The organism is Bryocella elongata (genome assembly GCF_900108185.1).
GTDB lineage: Bacteria > Acidobacteriota > Terriglobia > Terriglobales > Acidobacteriaceae > Granulicella > Granulicella elongata.
Window position 1 is genome coordinate 348,334 of sequence record NZ_FNVA01000007.1, and the last position, 21,373, is coordinate 369,706.

At 56.5% G+C, this 21,373-nt stretch carries 15 protein-coding genes and 1 pseudogene; 9 read left to right on the plus strand and 7 right to left on the minus strand.

Annotated elements, in window-relative coordinates; translation table 11 throughout:
* The first annotated feature begins 48 nt into the window (after window positions 1-48).
* From C4S68_RS19620 to C4S68_RS19640, 5 genes are all read left to right on the plus strand, one after another.
* Window positions 49-477 carry a hypothetical protein gene (locus C4S68_RS19620; RefSeq protein ID WP_103934795.1) on the plus strand — a complete coding sequence of 143 codons (429 nt, stop codon included), beginning with the start codon at window positions 49-51 and terminating at the stop codon, window positions 475-477.
* The gene (locus C4S68_RS19625; protein WP_103934796.1) at window positions 470-1,189 is read left to right on the plus strand and encodes a P-loop NTPase; all 720 of its coding nucleotides are present in this window, start codon (window positions 470-472) and stop codon (window positions 1,187-1,189) included. The genes C4S68_RS19620 and C4S68_RS19625 overlap by 8 nt, the downstream gene beginning before the upstream one ends.
* Window positions 1,186-1,881 (plus strand): hypothetical protein, encoded by a 696-nt coding sequence (locus C4S68_RS19630; protein ID WP_103934797.1) that lies wholly within the window; start codon window positions 1,186-1,188, stop codon window positions 1,879-1,881. The genes C4S68_RS19625 and C4S68_RS19630 overlap by 4 nt, the downstream gene beginning before the upstream one ends.
* Window positions 1,882-2,978: 1,097 nt before the next feature.
* Complete coding sequence (locus C4S68_RS19635; RefSeq protein ID WP_103934798.1) at window positions 2,979-6,032, plus strand: sensor histidine kinase; 3,054 nt, start codon at window positions 2,979-2,981, stop codon at window positions 6,030-6,032.
* A gap of 273 nt (window positions 6,033-6,305) precedes the next feature.
* Window positions 6,306-7,310, plus strand: coding sequence for a DUF5700 domain-containing putative Zn-dependent protease (locus C4S68_RS19640; RefSeq protein ID WP_160115249.1), 1,005 nt, complete (start codon window positions 6,306-6,308; stop codon window positions 7,308-7,310).
* Between the two features lie 352 nt (window positions 7,311-7,662).
* On the opposite strand, the pseudogene C4S68_RS19645 reads toward C4S68_RS19640, so the two are convergent.
* The 4 genes and pseudogenes from C4S68_RS19645 to C4S68_RS24000 form a co-directional block, all read right to left on the minus strand.
* A pseudogene (locus C4S68_RS19645) lies at window positions 7,663-8,289 on the minus strand (TIGR03435 family protein); the annotation flags it as partial.
* A 289-nt stretch (window positions 8,290-8,578) separates the two neighbouring features.
* Window positions 8,579-9,415 (minus strand): alpha/beta fold hydrolase, encoded by an 837-nt coding sequence (locus C4S68_RS19650; protein ID WP_160115250.1) that lies wholly within the window; start codon window positions 9,413-9,415, stop codon window positions 8,579-8,581.
* 84 nt (window positions 9,416-9,499) lie between these two features.
* Window positions 9,500-10,468 carry a helix-turn-helix domain-containing protein gene (locus C4S68_RS23995; RefSeq protein WP_103934802.1) on the minus strand — a complete coding sequence of 323 codons (969 nt, stop codon included), beginning with the start codon at window positions 10,466-10,468 and terminating at the stop codon, window positions 9,500-9,502.
* A 13-nt stretch (window positions 10,469-10,481) separates the two neighbouring features.
* Window positions 10,482-11,396, minus strand: a complete 915-nt coding sequence (locus C4S68_RS24000) for a helix-turn-helix domain-containing protein (RefSeq protein ID WP_103934803.1) — start codon at window positions 11,394-11,396, stop codon at window positions 10,482-10,484.
* Window positions 11,397-12,688: 1,292 nt separating this feature from the next.
* Here C4S68_RS24000 and C4S68_RS19670 point away from each other — a divergent pair.
* Genes C4S68_RS19670 through C4S68_RS19685 form a run of 4 tightly spaced genes read left to right on the plus strand, consistent with a single transcriptional unit; the run spans window position 12,689 to window position 17,703 of the window.
* Window positions 12,689-14,167 (plus strand): TolC family protein, encoded by a 1,479-nt coding sequence (locus C4S68_RS19670; RefSeq protein WP_103934805.1) that lies wholly within the window; start codon window positions 12,689-12,691, stop codon window positions 14,165-14,167.
* Window positions 14,167-14,427: a YtcA family lipoprotein gene (locus C4S68_RS23820; RefSeq protein ID WP_103934851.1), complete on the plus strand. Its 261-nt coding sequence runs from the start codon at window positions 14,167-14,169 to the stop codon at window positions 14,425-14,427. Before C4S68_RS19670 ends, C4S68_RS23820 begins: the two co-directional genes overlap by 1 nt.
* A gap of 10 nt (window positions 14,428-14,437) precedes the next feature.
* Window positions 14,438-15,637, plus strand: coding sequence for an efflux RND transporter periplasmic adaptor subunit (locus tag C4S68_RS19680; protein WP_103934806.1), 1,200 nt, complete (start codon window positions 14,438-14,440; stop codon window positions 15,635-15,637).
* Window positions 15,634-17,703 carry an FUSC family protein gene (locus C4S68_RS19685; protein WP_103934807.1) on the plus strand — a complete coding sequence of 690 codons (2,070 nt, stop codon included), beginning with the start codon at window positions 15,634-15,636 and terminating at the stop codon, window positions 17,701-17,703. The genes C4S68_RS19680 and C4S68_RS19685 overlap by 4 nt, the downstream gene beginning before the upstream one ends.
* Before the next feature lie 183 nt (window positions 17,704-17,886).
* On the opposite strand, the gene C4S68_RS19690 is transcribed toward C4S68_RS19685, so the two are convergent.
* The 3 genes from C4S68_RS19690 to C4S68_RS19700 all read right to left on the minus strand — a co-directional run bounded on the left by C4S68_RS19690 (window position 17,887) and on the right by C4S68_RS19700 (window position 21,263).
* A complete protein-coding gene (locus C4S68_RS19690; protein ID WP_235011727.1) occupies window positions 17,887-18,828 on the minus strand; it encodes an alpha/beta fold hydrolase in 942 nt (313 codons plus the stop codon).
* 292 nt (window positions 18,829-19,120) lie between these two features.
* Window positions 19,121-20,047, minus strand: coding sequence for an alpha/beta hydrolase (locus C4S68_RS19695; RefSeq protein WP_103934852.1), 927 nt, complete (start codon window positions 20,045-20,047; stop codon window positions 19,121-19,123).
* Window positions 20,048-20,399: 352 nt separating this feature from the next.
* On the minus strand, window positions 20,400-21,263 hold the full coding sequence (locus C4S68_RS19700) for an alpha/beta fold hydrolase (protein WP_103934809.1): 864 nt from the start codon (window positions 21,261-21,263) through the stop codon (window positions 20,400-20,402).
* Window positions 21,264-21,373: the final 110 nt, after the last annotated feature.

Here is a 21,373-nt window from a genome sequence, read left to right on the forward strand (position 1 = left end):
CCATGATCTCGGCATGACGCGGCGAGTGAGCCGTCGCTGGAGGCATCCATGTCCGAGACTAATCCGATTTACTTGGAGTCAAGCGAGACAGCCACGCAGGCGAAGCTGATCTCGGAGCTCGCAAGCCTTCCTCCCAAGCCACCTCGCTCCAAGCTCGAACCGCATCGCGAGCTGATCCGCGACCTCCGTCGCAAAGGGCGCACCTATCGCGAGATCTCGAAGTTGTTCGCAGATTGCCTCGGACTGATGGTGGCCCACAGCACGCTCCACTCCTTTGTGAAGGTCCGCGCCCGTCATCGCAAGCAAGTTCAATTTGAACTTCCCGCACCCGAAATAGTTAGCACATCCTCCTCAGTGAGCAAGCCCATAGCCGCTCTGAAGCAGAAGCCGTCTGCCCCACAGACTGGGCGCCCGCGCTTCGTCTTCCGCGAGAACGAACCCCTGACTCTCAAGCACCCGGAGATTTCGCATGAGTAGCGAGCGTGTCATCTTCACGATGAGTGGAAAGGGCGGCGTAGGTAAGACCGGTGTCATGGTCGCGCTCGCAGAATGGTTCACAGCGAACGGCATCACAGCCAAGCTCCTCGATCTCGACACGGAAAACAAGGCGCGCGGCTCTCTGAAACACTTCTTCAATGGCTCTGTCACCAAGGTCAACATCCACACGCCGGCGGGTCTCGACGCATTTGTCGATCACCTCGACTCCGGAGCCGAGATCATTCTTGCGGACATGGGAGCCGGGGCTGGTCAGATTGCTGCTGATTGGTTCGAAGCGATGCACGAGGATGTCGCAGCGCTCGGCGTTAGCTTTACAGCGCTCGGCGTTGTGACTCCAGACCCAGCGAGCGTAGAGAGCGTGCTCGCCTGGGCAAGTCGACTACAGGATCGGGTCGAGTACGTTATCGTCGAGAACGCCACGAGTCCACAATCCGACTTCACTTACTGGACTGCTACGGAACAGGCGAAGAAGTTTCGCGAGGCGTTCTCTCCAACCATCCTGCAGATGGAGTTCCGGCTGGCAGAGCTAGAGAATCCCGTTCGTCAGCACGGGATTCGACTCGGGGATGTTGCGGAGCGCAAGGCGAAGGTGGAGGAGTTGAAGCGTGCTTCGCTCGTGATGAGGGCGCAAAGCTATCGTCGTCGTCTCTTCGCGCAGTTCGATCAAGTGAAGGAGGCATTCCTTCCATGAGTCGCGTCGAGCCGGAGCAAATTGATCCAACCGGAGAGGAGACATTGTTTGATGCGCTTTCAAGACTGGTTCCGCAAGATCTTCAGCGGCAGTACTACCGTGTTCTCGCTCACACCAAGTCTCTCAGTCCCGATGACGAGATGCTCCGCATCCTGGAGGCGATGGGTATTCTTGCTCTCGTCACTCGTCACACTCCGGCTGATATTGCGTTGGAGCGCGAGCGGTTGACTGAACTGTTTCAGCTACATCGCGCATCACCAAGCGCCGCCCAGAAGAGCATGCAGCAATATGCGGGCTTGATCCATGAGCGTTTGGCCCAGCTTACCGTTAAAGTAGAAGCGGGGCTCAATCCACAAGAGATCTCGAAGCTCCTGGGGGAGAGTCTGCGACAGCACTTCACGCAGTCGGGAATTACCGAGACCGCAAAGGCCCTGGAACAAGTGGCGGCAACCCTGCTGAACGTTAGGAATTACTTAGCAAACGCGTTTACGGAGATGCTCGACCCACACGACGGAATCGCGGCGCGAGTCGATCACGCCAATCGGCGGCTAAATCAGGTTCTTGAGTCGCGGGCGCACCAACTGGATCGGCTCCTCAACGACGTCAACTCGCATGTGCTCAGAGTGTGGATGCCGATAGTGACGGTTGCCGCGCTCCTCATAGGCTTTGGCCTGGGAATGGCCTTGCGGTAGACGTGCGAGAGCGTGAGTCAATTTGGATTGCTTGGTGCTGGTGGGCGAGCGTTTTCAATCCACGCCTCTCGTGTGAGGGGCGACATCTGATCCTGCGTTAGCTTGCTCCTCCGGAGACCAACATCTACGTGTCGCAATCGAGCATGCTGTTGAAGGTTGCGGGGAAGAAGGGTACAACGGTGATCTATATGGGAGATCGGTCGGAGCCAAATACCCTGTGGGACTCACGCTACGTCTGGATGCCGCTGGAGACTGCAATGGGCAGATGAGGCTGCCGCCTCCTCAACCATGGTCCCTGGATGTGAAGGCTGCCGTCGCTCATATCCTCCCGGAACCGGCGCAACGGGCATCTGAGACGGCGGCTGCAGGTCATTGAGTCGATACCTTCTGAGCGTCAGAGCGTAAGTGCTTCCCCGCGATGGAGTTGTATGCGGAGCGAATCGACGCGATCATTCCGGAACATACGACAGGCGGCGGCCCTGCGACGACGGCGTCGCAATGAGCCGATGGCCAGGATAGTGGTATCGAAGCTGCTGGATGCTGGCCTGCTTGCTTCGACGAGCCACGTCGCTAAAGTGAAGTTGGGATTTCCCCACGCTGTTGTGGAGCGATGGTCTCCGGTACTCTACCCTGCAGCAAGATATCGTGCAGAAGTCTAACGTCAGTTCGGGCTGTCCGCCCACGCCCAGTCCGATCGCCCAACAGGTTGCGGCAGCATTTCGGCAGCTAAGACTGCCAAATGTTCCGGTGTCGCCGGTCTGTCCGGCTAATGTGTAGCTATGCCACACCGAGTACACCATCGATACCAACGCCCTGTCCGGCGACCAGTCATTCTCTGAGTTCGCAAGCGAAACGATCCAGTGTGCGATTGCGTCAGGCGCGGCACGGCGCCTCAGAGGAAATTCCTCTACTCTTCAACGGTTTCTTCGACAGCCTGAGCCGAAGCTGGAAGGTTTATTGTCTACTGAGATTCCATCACCGCTGTCCGAGGCTATACAAGAGACTTGTACGTCCGTCGCAAGGCCGCGCTGCAAGAAAGGTCAATTCCGGTGGAGCAACGGCATCGCCAAATTAGAAAGCAGGAACACTGCCCTCAAATGGATTCGTTCCTCCTCATCTGGCTGGAGCGGCGAGCCTTCGCCGTTTTCTTGTTGTGGCTCGCTGTGCAGTTTGTCCCAACTGTCCAAGCGCAGACGCCCCTCTCGCAAATGTATCACCGTGGTTGGACTGTGCAGGACGGAGCGCCGAACAACATCGAGGACGCAATCCAAGGCCCAGATGGTTTCATCTGGATCACGACCGATGACGGCGTGTTTCGTTTCGACGGTGTCACCTTTGAGCGTTATCGACCGCCCGCCGGTACTGCGCTTATATCCGACCGGATGAACAGTGTTTCGGTCACCCCGGACGGCAGCCTCTGGCTCGCTTACATGCTTGGGGGCGTGACGAGAATCAAGGGGAATCAGCTGACCAACTTCACGGAGAAGGACGGTCTTCGTTCCGGCCACATAGGGGCAATCAGTCAAGATAAAGACGGACGGACCTGGATCATCGGGAGCCGAGGTTTGCAATTCATCCGCGGAAACCATGTCACCCAATTTCATGGAGCTCATGGAGAGGGAGACATTTACGGAGAATCTGTTACTGTCGACCGCGATGGCAATGTATGGATGGCCCAGGGGGCAAATACGATCCGAGTTCTTGAACGCGGATCGGACCAACTCAATGTAGCTTTCCGCGGACCGTACGCCGGGTGTGTGAAAGCACACGACGGCGGAGTCATCTGTTGGCCTTATAAAATCAGCGATCCTGTCCTGCATCTGGCGGTATCCCATGGAAAGGTCTCGTCCGGCCGGCTCGCTACCGGCACCTCCGGTATTTTCGACCTTCTCGCTGCAAGAGATGGAACGATTTGGATGGGCACGGAGAAGGATGGGATCGAGCGCTTTGATGCGGAATCGAACAAGCTTGCGCGCAACTCAAGAATAAAGATCGATGTGTTTGGCCATAAGGATGGTTTGACAGGAAAGAGAGCGTCCACGATCTTTGAGGATCGCGAAGGCAGTGTATGGGTCGCCGGAGACAAAGGACTAGATCAATTCAGAATGGTTCCTGTACATCAGGTGACCCTCGATGCATTTCTGACGACGCTTCCAACCAACGGGATATGGCCGCACTTCATCATCGGAACACGACGTCTAGTTGACGTGACATCCGATACCTATTCGCCGCTGACGCGAGAGTTCGAGTCGGGTCATCAACCACGCGCGGAGTTCCGTGGCGACGATGGGACGATCTGGGTTGGAGGGACCGATGGTTTGTGGCGATATGTCAATCGTCAGTTCTCACGCGTAGCACTTCCAGTGGATCTCCAAGGCATCGACCGAATCATTCAGACCGTGGTAGAGGATTCCTCGCATGGTATCTGGGTGACGATTTCCAACAACGGCCTGTACCGTCTGAAGGATGGACTTTGGGCTAGACGTGGAGGATACGTAGGGTTGCCGGATAAGACGGCGTATGCGGCGCTTCGCGATGGCCGGGGTGAACTCTGGTTCGGTTTCCTAAAGAATGTTCTCGCGCGGGTCAGTTCCGGACGGGTCACCGTTTTCGGATCGTCCGATGGATTGAGCATCGGCGACATTCGAACGTTGAATGAAAGGGACGGGAGCATCTGGATCGGAGGCGAACACGGAGTCGTTGTGTATAACAACGGGAAGTTTGAGCCCCTACGGTTACGGGAAGCTGAACTGGTTCGTGGTGTCACCGGCCTCGTGTTTCTGCCCAACGGTGACCTGTGGGTCAACGCGGCATCTGGAGCCTACCAAGTCAAACACGACGAACTCGTGGCGTGGGAATCCGATCGAATGCATGCGGTTCGCTGGAGAAAGCTGGATTACCTTGACGGTCTGGACGGCATACCGAACCCGCTCCTTGGCAATCCGTCCGCAGCGGCCTCGCCGGACGGGAGGCTTTATTTCGGCATGAACGGCGCCTTGGAGTGGATCGATCCCAATCGGCTTCCGACAAATCCGATCCCGCCGCCAGTTTGGATTACTGACGTTCGTACGTTGGATGAAGACTTCGTTCCAGGGGAGCAGACCCTACGTCTTGAGCCGAACGTAAGGAACCTCGAGATCAGTTACAGCGCGCCGAGTCTATTGATTCCGGAAAGAGTGCGGTTTCGCTACCGACTACAAGGCTTCGATAGTGCGTGGGTCGAGGCCGGAAGTCGCCGTAAAGCGATTTATTCGAAGCTTCCTCCGGGGACCTACACCTTCCAGGCAATTGCCTGCAACGATTCAGGCGTATGGAACCGCTCTGGAGCTTCCATCTTGCTGACGGTCAAGCCAACGTTCTCTCAGACAATCTGGCTTAGGCTGTGCATAATCGTGGCGCTGTCAGTCCTTTTCTTTTTATATTTCCGAATTCGGTTGAACCGGACCAAACAGCGCATCGCAAACCGCATGTACGAAATTTTAGGAGAACGGCAACGCATTGCGCGGGACCTACATGACACGCTACTCCAAAGTGTCCAGGCCTTGATGTTCAAGGTGGGAGTTGCCGCAAGAAAACTGCCCGTGGATGATCCGGTACGACCCCTTCTGGAGGCGACGCTAGTCCAGTCTGATCAGGTCTTGATGGAGGGTCGAAAATTGATCTCGTCACTGCAGACCAAGGAGGAACCATCGGAAGCATTACTGGACTCTTTGCGGGTGATAGGTGAAAGTCTGCGACATACGTATCCGTCGACAGAGTTCTTCGTGGATGTCCGAGGCTCAGAGCGAATCCTCAGCACCGTGGTGAACCCGGAACTGTGCACGATTGGGCGCGAAGCGCTCACAAACGCATTCCAACACGCGAATGCCGCGCATGTCTGGCTGGAACTCAACGCGACGCCCGAAGAATTGAGGTTGAAAGTGCGGGATGACGGTAACGGCATCGACGCTCAAATTCTCGCTCGGGGATATCGTGACGAACATTGGGGACTTCGAAACATGAAGGCGCGATCTGAACGCCTCGGAGGTCGATTTACGCTCAATAGTTCATTGGGAGCCGGGACAACGGTCGAAGTTGCAGTGCCAGCATTCGTGGCATACAAAGATGCTCCTGGCGGCCTGCGGGAACGGTTCCGCAGACTCTTTCGTTGACCGGAGAACGCTCTGTTGCCGATCCACGGAAGCCGTAGTTCCTCGCCGAAATATCCGAAAAGCGAAGGTAATAGACAAGTTTCCACCAGATCATCCGCGTAGCATTTGAGTGCTGAAGTTCGGGGGCTCTGCTTGCTTTTCCTGAACTACAGCGGAAAGGCTGCCACCATGTTTCGTAGAGCGACGCACGCCCTTGCGTCACTGCTTCTCTTGACCGCGACGTGCTCAATGTTTGCTCTGACTGTGACAGTAGATACGGACTCGGCCAAAGCAGTGCTGAACGCCCTCGAAGATCCTCAGGTGACGCACGAGACATGTCTGAAGATCGCTGCAATGCCTGGCAATCAAGGGATCATCGGTAAGACGAATGAATTCAAGATTACGGCGAACGATCAGTTGTTCGCCGATGCCCTCTACGATGCCGCCCACGGCATACCTGTGACGGATCTTGAAAAGCGGATCTATGACTTCGACGCGGTAAAGCAACGGAGTTCAGAGCATCGGGCGATGCTGCATGAAATAGAAACGAACCCCGAGCGTTTTCAAAAGCAGGTGGAAAGACGAATTGCGCTCTTCACGCCGGCAGGTTCGGACTTCCATTTGAAGGGATTTATTGTCGCAGGCGGCGACGGGGGAGGCTATACGTTTGGCTCAACGGACTTCTATCTCAATATTGGCAGAGTTGACGAGATCATAAGTGCAAAGAGCATCATGACTCACGAACTCTACCACGCTGTGCAGGGAGCTTTTGACAAGGATCGCGGTGTTCTCGCGGAAGTCCCACCACCGACTAATATGCCTCCCGACGAGCAGGCCTGTTTGAAGACCGCTCATCTGTTTATGGATCTGTATGCGGAAGGTACGGCAACGTATGTGGCCGACGTATCCCTGCTGGATCATGTTCAGTCGGAGGGCGGACTGCGGCAGAAGACAGACCTAGCCGATGGTGTCCAACACTTCCAGTGGGGGGCCTCCTTGCTAGAAATGTCGGTACTGTCCTTCCAGGCAGATCATGCGATGGCCTTTGACGATGTCTACGACGTTGACTTCTACGGCCACGGAGTTTTGTACAGTGTTGCCTATGTGATGTCCAAAGCAATCGTGGAACAAAACGGGGCGCAGGGGCTCACCGCCTATCTCAGGCGCCCACCATACGACTTCGTGCTTGGATATACGAGGCTTGCAGCGTATGGGAAAGACAAGGATCATCCGGTCCTTGGTCCGAACACGATCGCTGCCGCGGAAAAGCTTGCGAAGGGATGTCGCGCCGGCTCATGAGAACCCGTCCGACCGCAACCGGTCTAAGGCGGGATCACGCGGCTTTGGCCGAAGGATGAGATGTTCATCTAGAGCCGAACGCTAGGAGCCATTGATGTGCTAGTGATGGTCGCTTGAGCCAGAAGAGAGCTGCGCCGGACATCTCCACACCTCAACAGAAATGGGAAACATCTTTCCCGGCAGTTAAATGATTCTGTGTGAGAAGAACCTCCCCGACATTCGAATCGGCCGAGTTCACGAATTACCTCTTTTCTTTGCAGTGAAACTTTGCTCGTGCCTGGAGGTCATGTCAGCAATTCATTCCGTCAGCCGCTAGAAACGGAACTTCGAGCCTTGCACTCAACCCCCGGGGTTAATTGGGCGATGGAAGAGACACAGAGATGATGTCGAGGACGTCTACCTGTGCTCTGGTTGCTTTGAGTTCTAGACCCAACTGTTCATGCATTGCGGTGAAGATTCCGGGAAATGAGGCAGGATTGGAACTGGCATCGGTACTGTGTTCGTCGTTCTGCGGCCCATCCGGAGTGTAGTGCAGCTCAAATTCGAACCGTCCCCGGATATCGGTCTGGTCCACGATTGGTCGATTCAACTCCGGCGGTGCGAATCGCTGCAGGTAGATGCCGAAGTCTCTTACCGTTCCACCGTGGACGTATAAGTTTCCAGGCGGCACAAGCCCTCCAGAGACTATGCTGCTCGGATCAGAACTAGGCGACTTTAGTTTGATCGTGCGCTTGCCCCTCACAATTGCGTATACGGGAAGTTCACGAACCTCTCGATGCAAGACGACAAGAAATCGCTCGGTTAGAAGATCAGCCGTCATCGTTTTTAGCTCTTCAAGCGAGGGCCTCCGTTCCATCTCCGGATCACCCAAGATATCGAATTGTCTCGTTCGAACCCAGTCGGGCCCTCCTACTATCTGGCTCGCATGAACGTTGTAGGCGAACTTCAGCAAGTCCTCTACCGTAGTGCCGCTGGTCGCAAATGTGGTTCCGCGGCTCTACATGTGTCTTTCTGTATTCGGCGCGCTCGGCTTGATCGTGGCCAGTTGAAATTTCTGCTGCGCCTGCACATACGTACAAGACATAGACAAATACAGCAATAAGGTGATTTCTACCGAAGAATTCATGCGGTTTGCTTTTCTTTGTCCTCTGATCTGGGGATAGGGAGGTAAGCTTGGCGATCATGCTTCCATCTGAAAGGCTGGCCGCAGTCCTCTATCAACGACCGCAGTTCTTTGATCGAGACTTGCTCCGTGTCGTGGCCATCTGCTAGTACGGTGCTTGGGAAGAGTCCGAAGCGAGGAAAGCCAATAGTTGGCGCGCAAAGGATTCATGCCACTGAAACAACGATCCGTGCCCAGCATCCGGATAGATAAGCAGCATGGCATTCGGCAGATTCTCGACCAGTCGATACGAATTGGAGGCCGGAATCATCTCGTCCTGGACTCCGTTCACGACGAGCGTCGGCTGCCGAATTTGTCTCAGGTCTGCGAACGGTTCACCCTTCTGTACTTCCCATTCCCGGAATGCGGCCAACTGAGCCTGAGCAACATCAGGTCCGGAGGCGGGCTCTCGGTCATCCTTCCGTTCGTCGAGACGCCTGATGAACTCTCCACCCGCTCGCTGGCTCGCTTCACTCGGCGCAAAGAAGACCTTCTGGAGGATCTGATAACCCTTGAGGCTCCGATCCTGAAAGTATCGCCCGAGGCTGGGCTTGTCGAGATGCATGATGTCCGTTCCACCACGTGGCGCCGTTCCCACGAGGACAATCTTCCGAAATGCATTCGGGTTATTGAGAGCGATCTGCTGCGCGATCATCCCGCCGAGGGAGAAGCCGAGGACGTCACAACTCTGAATCTCCAATGCTTCCAGAAAGACCTGAACGTGCTCAGCCATCTCATGAACAGTCTTCGGAACCACACCGGTTGAGCGGCCGATGCCGGCGTTATCGAACACGATGAGATCACGTTCCTTCGCCAGTGCGTCAGTCATGGCTGGATCCCAATTGTCGAGCGTACCGGTGAAGTGCTGGAGCAATAGCAATGGGCATTGAGATGCCTTTCCGAAGCGGCGGTACGCGTATGTCTCTTTGCTCGTAGCCAGCAAGAGCGTCTTGGCCGTTGTGCTGATTGACATGATTGGATCGTCCTCCTGTTTCCTGGCGCGTGCGCATTCCCGCGCCCTGCTGCGTTACACGGTGGCGCGCTGGTCTGCGAGACAATCTGCCTTCGGTCTATGCGCCTCAGGCACCTGGAGACGAAAGCGTCGACGATACCTACCTGGTGGCAAACCAACCACCCGTCTGAAGCTCTCGGTGAACGTCTGCTGGTCGGCATAGCCGATTGCGACTGCGATTTCAGTCAGGCTCGCGGACGACGCGACCAGTAACTGCTGTGCACGCGCAACTCGTGTCTCTAATAGATACTTGTGAAATGAACAGCCAAAGCTTTGGCGGAACGCTCGACCAAAATGTGCGACCGATAGACCACATCGCTCCGCCAACCCATCCATCGATAGGCTCTGACCTAGCGGGTCATCCAGGGCCTCGGAGATCGTCCGCTTGTGTCTCGGTGAGAGGCCACCGGTAAAGCGTTCTTCCGTAGGATTTGTCATCCCGTATCGATCAAGCAAGTGAGAGTAGAGGGTCAAGGTGAAATACTCTGCGACGTCCTTCGGGCACCGTTGCTTCGCGAGCAGTATCGGGCGGGCGGCTCTGGACAGAGTTGTGAGCGTGGCATCAGGACCGAAACTTGGAGCGCTCAGCACCCCAGTCCTGGGTGGATTGCTTCGCTGCGCAAACGCACGAAGCGCAGCCCGTGATACCTCGTAGCGGATGATCTCACCGTCTAACGCGCTTAGATTGGTGGCAGTCGATCGGGGGGGTAAGAGGAACAGTTCCCCTGGATGTAGAAGGGCTTCTTTCCGCGAGCCATCTGGTAGATACAGCATGATGGAACTTGGGCATTTCGCATCTACCTGAACCAGGGCAGCAAAGGATTGCGGAGATACCGTCAGTATGTCACCGGCGGGTAATGTTGAGATTCTCAGAGATGCCTCCGTGGCAGGGCGACCAGTTCGAGAGGATTTCCCTCGGTCACCCACTGCATTGAGCGAAAGCGTGAAGCTGGTACTCGGGAGTTTGGCTTTTTGCTCTGTCATAGATGCCGTCAACTCATGCGCCTGCGAATCCGGAGGAGTTCGATTGTGCTGGTGGTGGGTTCGCACTCCTTCTCCACAACCTCGGAGGAACACCTGTGATGGCAGTGAACCGCCGTGTAAAGCTCGACTGGTCCGCAAAGCCACAATCGAGGGCAATTTGGGAGATTGGATCGCTCGATTCCTGCAGACGCGACTTTGCTTCTTTGATTCGCTGGTGGATCCGATAACGATGGAGCGGCATCCCGTACGTCGTTTTGAACAGTTTGGAGAAATGGCACACCGAAAGCCGACAACGACGAGCAATCTGCGACACTGAAGCGCATTCACCCGTCGCTGGGGCCAACGCTTCCATAAGAGCAGAAAGTTGCCACTCCTCGAATCCGCAACGATCCTTCCCATCGTCGCCAGCTTGCAGATACCCCAAGCGCGCGCAGAGCAGTTTGGTCATACAGGCTGCAACGTATGAACGCTGACTCCGAAGGGGAAGGCACGTCATAAGGCTTACGGCAAGCTCACCAACTATCGCGTCGTCAATGCGAATGCGATGTTGGGTTGCTGCGGATGAACTCGCGCGAAAGTTCACATTAAGGAGTGTTTTGTGGATTCGAAGATCCAGAACTCCCGTTGGATTTGACCTGACATCAAAGGCTGTCGTTGCCGCAGCTGGCTGGCTTTCGAATGACACGGTGCAGCGAAACAAGAATGCTTCTTGGAAGGTTGGCCTCGCAATGACTCTGTCACGCGGAGCGATTCGCAATTCCGTCGCTTTGTCATTTCGCCATATGTGAAACGGAAACGCGTCGAACTTTTCACGTGAGCGTTCCATCGGCGTCATGGGACGGTTCTGGACATCCTTGGGCATATGGGGCTCCTGTCTCAGTTCGCTCCCAACGGGAACTTGCACTTCCCATGCTGCCCTTAGGAACATTGACTCGATAAGCCTCAAAGGGATTCAGAGCGCTACCCTCTTTAGTAGGTAGTCGAGGCTGCGAAGCGCCGTAGAGACATCGCAATCATGCATTCGATCCGCCGAAGATGGGAAGATCTCTGCGACGGTCACTCCGAAAAGAATGGATTCTGCAGGCGAATGCGGGCTAGAGGCTCGCCAGGAAGCTCTTGCCCGGCAGCATCGCATGACACAATCTCGTGCGTCAGTGGTAGCAAGATGCCGTTTATCTCTTGGTAGCAGGAAGCGTAATCGGCACAGCCTGTACCCTCGGCTCTCCCCGGTGTGTACCGAGTCCGCCTCAGTAGCCTATCCGCACCGTAGTAGGCATATTGCACACGTGAAGGCACCTCCAGTTCTGGCGGAAACCCAATTCTGACGACGCGCCATGTCTCGTCCTTCTCATGCCAAGGTTCGATCTCTTCTACCGTGAACCCTGGGCTCGTATATAGAAACGGGGCAGTAACGCAATGTCGAATTGCGAAGCCAAGCACGAACGCGGTCCGTGGCAGATCCAAGTTTCCTTCGGAGCAAGTGACCCATGGTGTTCTCTCGGAAACTGGAAAGATCTTTGGCTGGCCACCCGGGCGAGCGAGGAATGAGACGAGATCGGGCTCGACCATAATGTAATCACCGGATATGTCCGTTAGAAAGACGATGCGCTGCTGCCGCAAGGAAAAGAACGCTCGGCGTGGCGGAATCTCGTTCGATGACGCTGGAGGAGGGCAAATGTGTCCCTCCATCTGAATTTCGGTGACGAGGTCAGAGAGTGTATTCCACCGTCCCAATCCGCCGTGAGCTTCGACAACTTCATCAAGCAGGCTAGACACTCTTCACCTCTCGCTTCGTCGTACCGCTCGCCAAGTCCAAACAAAGAACCTGCCAGGTCACCGGCGCCATGCGGATGGGTTGCGATACGCCATGCTAGAACAATCTCCTTTCCACGCTCTTTCCCGAAAGGTGCGTTCTTCGGAGAAAGCTTCAGTTGTTCGCGTTGCCTCCCTCGCAGGTGAGAAAAGTTGCCTCCGTTGTGCAGACTGCGTTCCACTCTAAGCGGCCCGGACAGTATCCGGAATCATGCGCCTTTTAGCGAAGGATGAGACTTTCGGCCAAGACCAAAGAGGCGCTGAAACGTACGGTTAGTTGAGGCTCCCGGCTGTGCGACTTCGCCGGTCCTGCTCTTGAACTCATGGGAGACACTCGAACAATCAAGGGGACCCCGGATGCCAACTCGTCTCATTCGTTCTGTGGTCGTCGTTAGCTCGGAGTGAGTCATGCCACAGGGCAAAGCCGTGAAGCAAGCAGTATGCCTGGCGTGCTATCTGATGTCGGCAGTACCCGGGACAGTTTTCGCTCAATGCGCTTCCACTGCTGTCACGGCGAAGGCTGCGCTCGAGTGCGCCGCTCAAAATGTCCCAAGCGACTCCGTGGCAAAGTTAGATCCTTCGAAGGACTATTCTCTGGCGGAACTCATCGACATTGCCGAACACAATAATCCAGAGACGCGTGCCGCATGGGAACGCGCGAAGCAGCGCGCGGAGACATTGGGGATCGCACGAAGCTCGTACTACCCCATCCTCGTCGGCATCGCCACTTTCGCCGATCAGCGGTTCGTCAGTCCATTCCCTGAAGCACTTTTGCCGCGGGGATACTCCATGGTGGAAACTCCGGTGGCCCAACCTCAGATCGCGCTTCAATACCTCTTATTTGACTTCGGGAAAAGGGGCGGCGAAGTCGCGACGGCGAGAGCGGAGGCACTGGCGGCCGGATCTCAATTCATACACGCCAATCAGGAGGTCGCGTTCGCGGTATCGAAGTCTTACTACGATCTCTTGACCGCCGAGGAACGGAGCGAAGCTGCCAGGGCAATTCTCAAAACAGCTCAAACCACGCAAGACGCTGCAGAGGCCAAACTTCAGAATGGGCGTGCCACGTTGCCTGACGTGCTCAACGCTAGGGCGGAGACGGCACAAGCGAATTTTGATCTGGCTTCTGCGGACGGTCAGGAGCAGATTGCCCGAGTCGCTTTAGCAGAGGAACTGGGCGCGGAGCCCTCGCCAGACATTCGCATCGACGCGACGAAAAACGCGCCCCTTCCCGACATGCTGGACCTTCCAATCAAAGCACTCGTAGACCGTGCAATAGCGGATCGCCCCGACTTACAGGCGCAGATGCTTGAAGTTCAAGCCGCCGATCAGGAGATTAGAGTTGCCAAGGGCGCCTACCGCCCCAGTATTGTTCTCTCCGGCGATGTGGCGCAAACCGCGATCTGGCCAACCGCAGATAATTCGGGCCTCGGTTCTGCAAACGAACCTACCTGGACAGTATCGCTCGGTATCCAGTGGCGGATCTTTGACGGGGGAGCACGGAAGAATGAACTCGCCATAGCTCATTCGAAGAGACGCGAGGCAGGTGACACCTTCCGTGATCTGCGCGACCGAGCGCAGCGCGAGGTGTGGACGAGTTACATCGCGTTTCAGACGGCTGAGCGGCAACAGCAAGCCGCAGTGGCCCTGTTGCATTCCGCCAATGAATCGTACAGCTCCTCGCTGGACGCATACCAAAGCGGGGTGAAGAACCTGGTCGATGTCGTCACGGCGGAGAAGCAGTTAGCCCTGGCCCGCCTTTCCTCCGTGAGTGCACGGTCTCAGCTACTGCTGCAAGCTGTACAGCTGGAATTCACGACGGGAAACCTTCTGCGAAATCTTCCTCCCGCGACTAGATCTCAGAAACAGGATGGCCTATCACAATGATGGTTCGTCGCAAGCAAGTCATCATCTTGGCTCCGTGCACCCTCTGTATCGGCTGTAGCCGCGCGCCCTCGATTTCGGTTGTCGGATCATTCTTTCCGGTATGGATGTTGTGCCTCTTGATTGGAACGGTTCTGACGTTTGTGGCGCGAATCCTGCTTGTGCGGTCCAGGCTCGAGACGGAAGTGGGGCCTTTGGCTTTGTTCTACCCCTCTCTGCTCACTCTCTGCGCCTGCCTGCTGTGGCTGATCTTCTTCCGATAGGAGTACACGAATGCCCACCGATCCAGGGATACCAAAGCGCCGTCAAGTGGGTCGCATCCTCCAACTCGTGGTCGTTTCGCTCGCCGTCGTTTTGCTTGTTCTCGTCGTGCTCGCAACGGATCGCAACCCACGCACTGACGATGCAAGCGTACGAGCTAACCTCATCGAGATCGCTCCGGAAGTCAGCGGGCGCCTCGCGGAGCTTCCGGTCAAGGACAACACGTTCGTCAAGCAAGGCAGCCTGCTTTTTGTGATTGACCCACGCGATTATGAATACGCTTTGCGGCAAGCGCTGTCAGACCAGGACAATCTTGAGCAACGTATCTCGGACGCCCGGAGGAAGATCGCTGCCCAAAACAGCGCTGTGGGTGCGGCTCGTGCTGCAGTCCTGAACACCACGACGGGCGTCAAGACAGCCGGCAGCGGAATTGCGGTTGCTCAAGCGACTGTATCGAGGGCTAAAGCTGCCACGATTGCTGCGGAGGCGCGTTGGCGCTACGCGCAGAATGACTTACATCGGCTGGAACCATTGCTAACGAAGCAGTACGTCACAATCGATCAAGTTGATCTCGCGAGGACGGCCGTAGACACCGCTCGGAGTGCATACGATGAATCACTTGCTGCCCTCAGCGAAGCCCAGGCGCAAGAGACGCAGGCGAAACTTCGTCAACAATCCGCGAGCGATCAAGCGACGCAATCCGAAGCGCTCCTTGGGCAAGCTCTGCACGTCGTCGACACGCTGGATATCCTGATGTCGATGCGGCCTTCGCTTGCTGCGAAGGTGGACCGTGCGCGCCTCGATCTGGAACGATGCAGAGTCGTAGCTCCGTTTGATGCGTATGTGACCAACATGAACATCTCCGAGGGCGCGTATGCGAAGCCCGGCTCTCCGATGTTCACCCTGATCGACTCACGGAATTGGTATGTCATCGCCAATTACCGGGAAGGCAAGATCAAGAACATCCGTATAGGAGACCCTGTCGATCTTTACTTGATGGGACATCCCGATCGCAAGTTTCGTGGAAAAGTCGAAAGCGTCGGCTTTGGTGTGTTGCCGGAGGACGGAAAGGTTGTTGGGGGCCTACCGGATGTTGATCGCACCTTGAACTGGGTACATCTGTCGACCCGATTTCCCGTCCGTATTCGCGTCGAAGACCCGGATCCTGAGTTGTTTCGCATCGGTGCGACTGCGGTAACGGTTGTGCGATGAATAACCGCACCCGGTATCTGCCATCGCTCAGAGATAGGCCTTTCATCGAACGCCTCTGGAGGGATCTGCAGCCGACGCCAGGCCGTCTTGCCAGAGCATTGCGAATCACGCTTGCAACGGTTCTCCTCCTGACGATCATGCTGGTACTCCAGATGCCTTTCATGGCATACGGGCTCTACGCCATCTTTGTCGCAGCCGTCGAGAGTCCATCGGCCTCGCTTCAGACCGGCATCGCGCTGGTCGGCACTGGCACGATCGCCGTCGGTATTGAACTGTTGCTAGTCTCTCTGACCGATAACGATCCAATCGCACGGGTCCTCAGTGTGACGATCGTGACCTTCCTTGGGGGAATGATTGTTGGGTGTACGACCAAGCCCAACCTGGGGGCAAGCTGGGGCCTTCTATTCTGTCTCCTTATCGCTACGTGGGATCGCCATGTATCCGAGACAGTTCTCGTGAGCAACTCGCTATGGCTCCTGGCCGCGTTGTCACTCTCAGTGCTTTGCACTGTCTCCGTCGAATACATCTTCGGGAGCCGGACTCCCGTGGATGATCTCCGGAGGCAATTCGCCCTACGGTACCGCTCGCTGGCTTCGTTATTTGCCGCTTGCAGCGAACAGGTGCCAGTTGCGACGCGGCATGAAGCAGCGAGCGCGGTGTCGCGCTTGGCTGTTGCCGGCGCCAATGGGATGCTTGATCTCTATCACGCGATCGTGGATCGGAATTTTCCGGCCAAATCGCTGCCCGCAAACGTGCAGCTCCGCATCATGGTGTTAGCACGTCTCATGGATGAAGCTGCCGCCTTTGGGTTCAAGGACGAGGCGGTCTCAGATTCACTTTTTCAGCGACGCTGCAAACGTCTGGCAGCAACATGCACGGAACTGGCGGCCGAAGCTGGGAACCCATCGCAGCCGGCTTATGAGAATCGCGAGGCCGGAGACCGTCTACTGTCCAGGATCGAAGAATTGGTGGATTTCCTCTGTCTCCCTCCGGACGCGAAGGAGCGGCTGCCCCATCAACGCCTCAGGTTGGTTCCGACCAGGAAGATTCCATTGATCATTCCAGGTGCGATGAGAAAGCCTGAGAATGTCGCGTTTGCTCTGAAGATCAGCCTTTGTGCGACGATCTGCTACATCGTCTATCACGCAGTCGATTGGCCTGGAATTTCAACTTCGGTTACGACAGTCATGGTCACCGGACTCAGTACGACCGCAGCTATGAAGCAGCGCCTTAGCTTTCGCCTGATGGGATCGATCACGGGAGGTTTGCTCCTCGGGCTGGGTGTGATCGTTTTCCTATTCCCGTTCATGGACTCCATTACAGCGCTGGTCGTACTGGTCGGCATCGTGGCATTCGGTATAGCGTGGATCTCCGGTGGTACGCGCTTCGCTCTGGTCGGTGCGAACATTGCGTTTGCCTTCTATTTTGTGGCCTTGGCAGGTCCTCGAGCTGCAACAGAACTCGCGCCTGCCCGGGATCGCCTGTTCGGCATTCTGCTGGCGATCCTGGTGATGTGGGTTGTGTTCGATTGGATCTGGCCGGTTCGCACGGTGACAACAATGAGAGGGATCCTTGCTTCAACGCTCAAGAATGCCTCCGATCTTGTCAGCCTGTGGCTCGCAGGAACTCCGAACGGGGGGAAGAATCAAGAAGAGACTCTGCGTCGGAGGATAGGGTCAGATCTGGCAGCCCTACGGGTCTTAGATGAGACAGTGGAGTACGACCTTGGAGCCGGTCCTGACGATCAAACTGTGACGAGCGATCTGATCGTTGAGGCCTCGCTTTCCACCGCGGCCTTGGCTTGGGGCCAGGTACTTTTCTTGAATGACCTCGCAGAAGATTTGCGACTGAAAGACCAAGTGGATCCGGGGTTATGGACTGCGGTCGGCAACGGGCTTGTTGCTATGGCTTCGGCGGTCAGTTCGGGTGCACAGAATGTCCTTCCGAATATTGAGTGGCCGATGCCGGAAGCCGCGTCAAATGAATACGAACGGACCCTGCTTGCTCGCTATAGAAACATCAGGATGTTGGTTTCGGAGCTTCTTGAGCGTAATGCAGCGTCATGATCGTTTGACCGAACCCAGGGGCGTTCCAGCAGTAGACTGACAGCTATGAGCTGCGACTGATGGGAGATTGAGTTGGAGTGATTTCATCGGCACGCCACAGGGGGCGCCTCGAAACCTGTTACAAGAGAAACCGCCCGACACATGTTGCGCCCGGGGGGTGCGTTGGAAGTATTCAGATCACTCTCAAACTGGATTGACGGTGCGGAGGAACGTCACAAGTTGTTCGTTCACTTCAGCCGAGGCTTCATGTTGTACCCAATGGCCCACGTTGTCGATCTCGAGATTGCCAACGAGGCCGGGGAGAGCAGGCCGGAGTTTGTCGAACGGTGGATACAAAGCGGCCAGACCGTCTGCCTTTCCAGATATGTAAAGCGACGGCTGGCTCACCCTCGCTCCTTTCCATGCAGCGGACAAATAGAAATAGGGCTCAGCCGCGCGATAGTAGTTCAGCGCACCGTGAAAGCCCGTGCGTTGGAATTCAGTAATGTTGTGGCCGACGTAGTCGGGGTCGGCCCAGGATGGTAACGGCCCTGGGGCTGGCCGATGGAGACTCCGTGCAGGATCCATCGGATTCCACCGTGTTTCGAACGGTGCAGAACCTGACGCCCAGTACAGCATCCCGGGGATTGTAACGGAGGCATCAGCCCAGATCTGATCTGCCTCCGGCTTTATCTGTTCGAACATGTAGAAATCATTCTGGTGGCCTGCCTGCCGCATCCGTTCGAAGACGCTCACATCGCCACGCGGAACGTAGGGAACACTCATACAGAACACCGCCTTGAAACGGTCAGGACGCATAAGCGCCGCGTTCCAGGCGTGAGTAGCTCCCCAGTCATGCCCCACAATCACAGCGCTCTCGATGTTCAGAGCGTCGAGTAAGCCGACAGAATCGCCCGCAGTATGCAGCGGGGTATAGAGGTTTGGGTCTGCCGGCGCTGAACTTCTTCCATATCCGCGCATATCAGGAGCGATGGCTCGGTATCCAGCGGATGCGACAGCCTTCATCTGTCGCCGCCAGGTGTAAGACGTGTCCGGAAAACCATGACAAAAGAGCACCGCTGGCCCTTCGCCCTGTTCAGTCACATGCAGGGAGATACCATTCGTAGCAACGTCAAACGCTTTCACTGGAGTAGTGTCCATCCTTGCAAGAGTACTGGCTGTTGCTGCGCGGCCGAACAGACGGCCACGGCCCACCACTGCGCTATTCGCGAGAAAGGAGCGCCGTGAGATTGACGAGACTCGAGCGGATTGGCATTCCTCTGTGCACCTAGGTGTTAGGCGGCTCTCTCCAGAGCGCATCGATAGATTCATCTTGTCGCCATTCATGCATTCACCTCACGGCTTCCGCGGGTTGAACCAGCGGAGGGGATTCTCAGGACACGGGCTCTCATCTCGACCAGTTCTACGAAACTCCGGGTCACAGCCTTTTGGCGTCAAGCCAGGTTCGGATGGCGTGGACGCTTTCGGCCTTGCATTCGAGCGGTAGCCAATGGCCTGAAGGCAAGCTCGTGACTGACAGGTCCCTGCAGGTATCGCGCATCGGATCTCCAACCCGATTGTGGTTGATGTCGCAGAGCCCATCGAAGTCACCATTGAGGAACAGCACAGGCTGGTGGAGCCGCCCCTGCTCGGGAGCGGCGTCAGCATACGCCAGGTTGGCGGTGTCATTCAGATACCACGAGTTCCCCGGACGAAACCCTGTGAGTCGGAAAGCTGCGACTAATGCATCGAAGTCCTGAGTTGGCCAAAGCGCGGGGTCGGGCGCGACAGCGGGAGCATGGTGGTCCTCCCCGAACCAGCCTCCATTGCGAGTGACCAGCGCGGACCGGTAAAGCTTCCCCGCGGAGGCCGGGGTCCCGCTGCGATAAATTGCCGCCAATGTCGCGGGGATATCCGCATCGAAGTCCGCGACCGTTTGATCGAAATGGGTCAAATAGAAGCGGTAATAGTCCCATTGGCCATCCGGGTACAGATCCGCTGGATACAGCTGCCTATCAACGAGCGGGACAAGAGTCGGCAAAGCAAAGGCAGCTGGGAAATACGGGACGGAGACAAAGACGACACCACGGATACGGTGGGGATGATGCGCTGCCAGCGCGCCAACCACTGGGCTTCCCAGATCATGGCCAACCCAGACAGCAGGATGCGCACCGAGATGGTCATGAAGTTCAACCATATCCTGAACGACTTCGCGGAGAGCATACGCTTCAGGGCCCGAGGGGGCTGACGATGCGCCATATCCTCGCATGTCGGGTGCGACACAACGCCAACCATCAGACGCGAATGTTTCGACCTGTGCACGCCACACGAGACCGATCCCGGGCCAACCATGCAGGAAGACCATGAGCGGGCCGTCCGCTGGGCCTGCCTCCCAGTAACGTGTTGTGTGACGGAGCGTACTGAACGTATGAGAGGTCAAGCTGGATTCTCCTTGAGGGAAGCTTCTCCTGCGGCTTCTTGCGACGCTCCGCCGGGTAAGAGGCTAGCTCCGATGGCAGCCAAGCTCCTAGGAAAGCGCGGGGAGAAATAAGCGATTCGGTAACCGGTTCCGTCCCTTGGACAGCCGTCCACGCAGACCTGTCGCGTTTGAGGCTCTTCTGGCGGTTTCTGCGTCGGGGGTTCACAGATCTCATCCTCGGAACTGCTGCGCCGTCTATCTCTTCGAGCCTGTCGCAGGTTGGCGCCGGCGCCGATCACTAGTCAGCCGCCAGCATGGCTCGGACCACGTCCTCGGGCGCATCGACCTGAGGCCAATGACCGGCGGGCAACGTGACTAGGGTCGCATTCGCAAGCTTGGCTACCAAGTCTTGAGCCACGCCAACATTCAGGTATGGGTCCTTTTCACCCCAGACCAATTGGAAAGGTATGTCGAGGTGCTTCAGGGCCGGGAGGTGTGCGTCGTTTCGGTCGACTTCATCAAAGAGTTCGCCGGTCAACTTCGCGAAGGCGAATCCAGCGCTAGGCGTCTGTCGGAAGTTCTGATCGATGATGGGAGCCAGAAACTCCTCGTAGTGTTTCGCTTGGAGTTCGGAAAGATCCGTCTTGAACTGTCCGCGCTGGAAGTTCAGGATCCACGCGAACTCCTTTGGGTCCGACACCATAGCTCTCGTCATGGCTGCCAGGCTCGTGGTCGCGAACAGTTCAATGAACTCCGGAAGCTTAAGAGATGGCGCTGAACCGTAGAAGCAATTGAAGAGGCAGACGCTGGCCGTTCTGTCCGGGTGCTTCAACGCAAAGTTGATTGCCGTCGGGCCACCCGCGTCGTGTGCAACGGGAATCGCCTGGTCGAGATTCAGGTCCTCGACTACGGCTTCGAGGTCTCTCAGCTGCTGCTCAAAGCTATAGGTGTATTGCGGAGATTTATCAGATCCGCCGAATCCGAGAAAGTCGAACGTCACGACGCGGCGGCCTTCCTTAGCAACGAGAGGTGCCCATTCGTCAAAGATGTGAAGATTGTCCGGAAACCCATGCAACGCTACGTACGCAGGTCCCGCTCCGGGGTAGTCGCGAACAAGCAGATTACCTTGTCCCTGGTTGATGCGATGTTCCTGGTATTCCATGATCCCTCCGCTTGCGGGCAAGAAGCCGGTGTGCGCTAGGCGCGGCTTCTCAATTCAAGAGTAGGAGGGGCTCTGTCCAAGAACTTGTCTGATTCGTTTGGAATTTGGAA

What these genes read in the sequence shown, in the direction of transcription:
- C4S68_RS19620 (WP_103934795.1), top strand. Translation starts at nt 49, where the DNA reads ATGTCCGAGACTAATCCGATTTACTTGGAGTCAAGCGAGACAGCCACG.
- C4S68_RS19625 (WP_103934796.1), top strand. Translation starts at nt 470, where the DNA reads ATGAGTAGCGAGCGTGTCATCTTCACGATGAGTGGAAAGGGCGGCGTA.
- C4S68_RS19630 (WP_103934797.1), top strand. Translation starts at nt 1,186, where the DNA reads ATGAGTCGCGTCGAGCCGGAGCAAATTGATCCAACCGGAGAGGAGACA.
- C4S68_RS19635 (WP_103934798.1), top strand. Translation starts at nt 2,979, where the DNA reads ATGGATTCGTTCCTCCTCATCTGGCTGGAGCGGCGAGCCTTCGCCGTT.
- C4S68_RS23995 (WP_103934802.1), bottom strand. Translation starts at nt 10,468, where the DNA reads ATGACAGAGCAAAAAGCCAAACTCCCGAGTACCAGCTTCACGCTTTCG.
- C4S68_RS24000 (WP_103934803.1), bottom strand. Translation starts at nt 11,396, where the DNA reads ATGTTCCTAAGGGCAGCATGGGAAGTGCAAGTTCCCGTTGGGAGCGAA.
- C4S68_RS19670 (WP_103934805.1), top strand. Translation starts at nt 12,689, where the DNA reads ATGCCACAGGGCAAAGCCGTGAAGCAAGCAGTATGCCTGGCGTGCTAT.
- C4S68_RS23820 (WP_103934851.1), top strand. Translation starts at nt 14,167, where the DNA reads ATGGTTCGTCGCAAGCAAGTCATCATCTTGGCTCCGTGCACCCTCTGT.
- C4S68_RS19680 (WP_103934806.1), top strand. Translation starts at nt 14,438, where the DNA reads ATGCCCACCGATCCAGGGATACCAAAGCGCCGTCAAGTGGGTCGCATC.
- C4S68_RS19685 (WP_103934807.1), top strand. Translation starts at nt 15,634, where the DNA reads ATGAATAACCGCACCCGGTATCTGCCATCGCTCAGAGATAGGCCTTTC.
- C4S68_RS19695 (WP_103934852.1), bottom strand. Translation starts at nt 20,047, where the DNA reads ATGGTCTTCCTGCATGGTTGGCCCGGGATCGGTCTCGTGTGGCGTGCA.
- C4S68_RS19700 (WP_103934809.1), bottom strand. Translation starts at nt 21,263, where the DNA reads ATGGAATACCAGGAACATCGCATCAACCAGGGACAAGGTAATCTGCTT.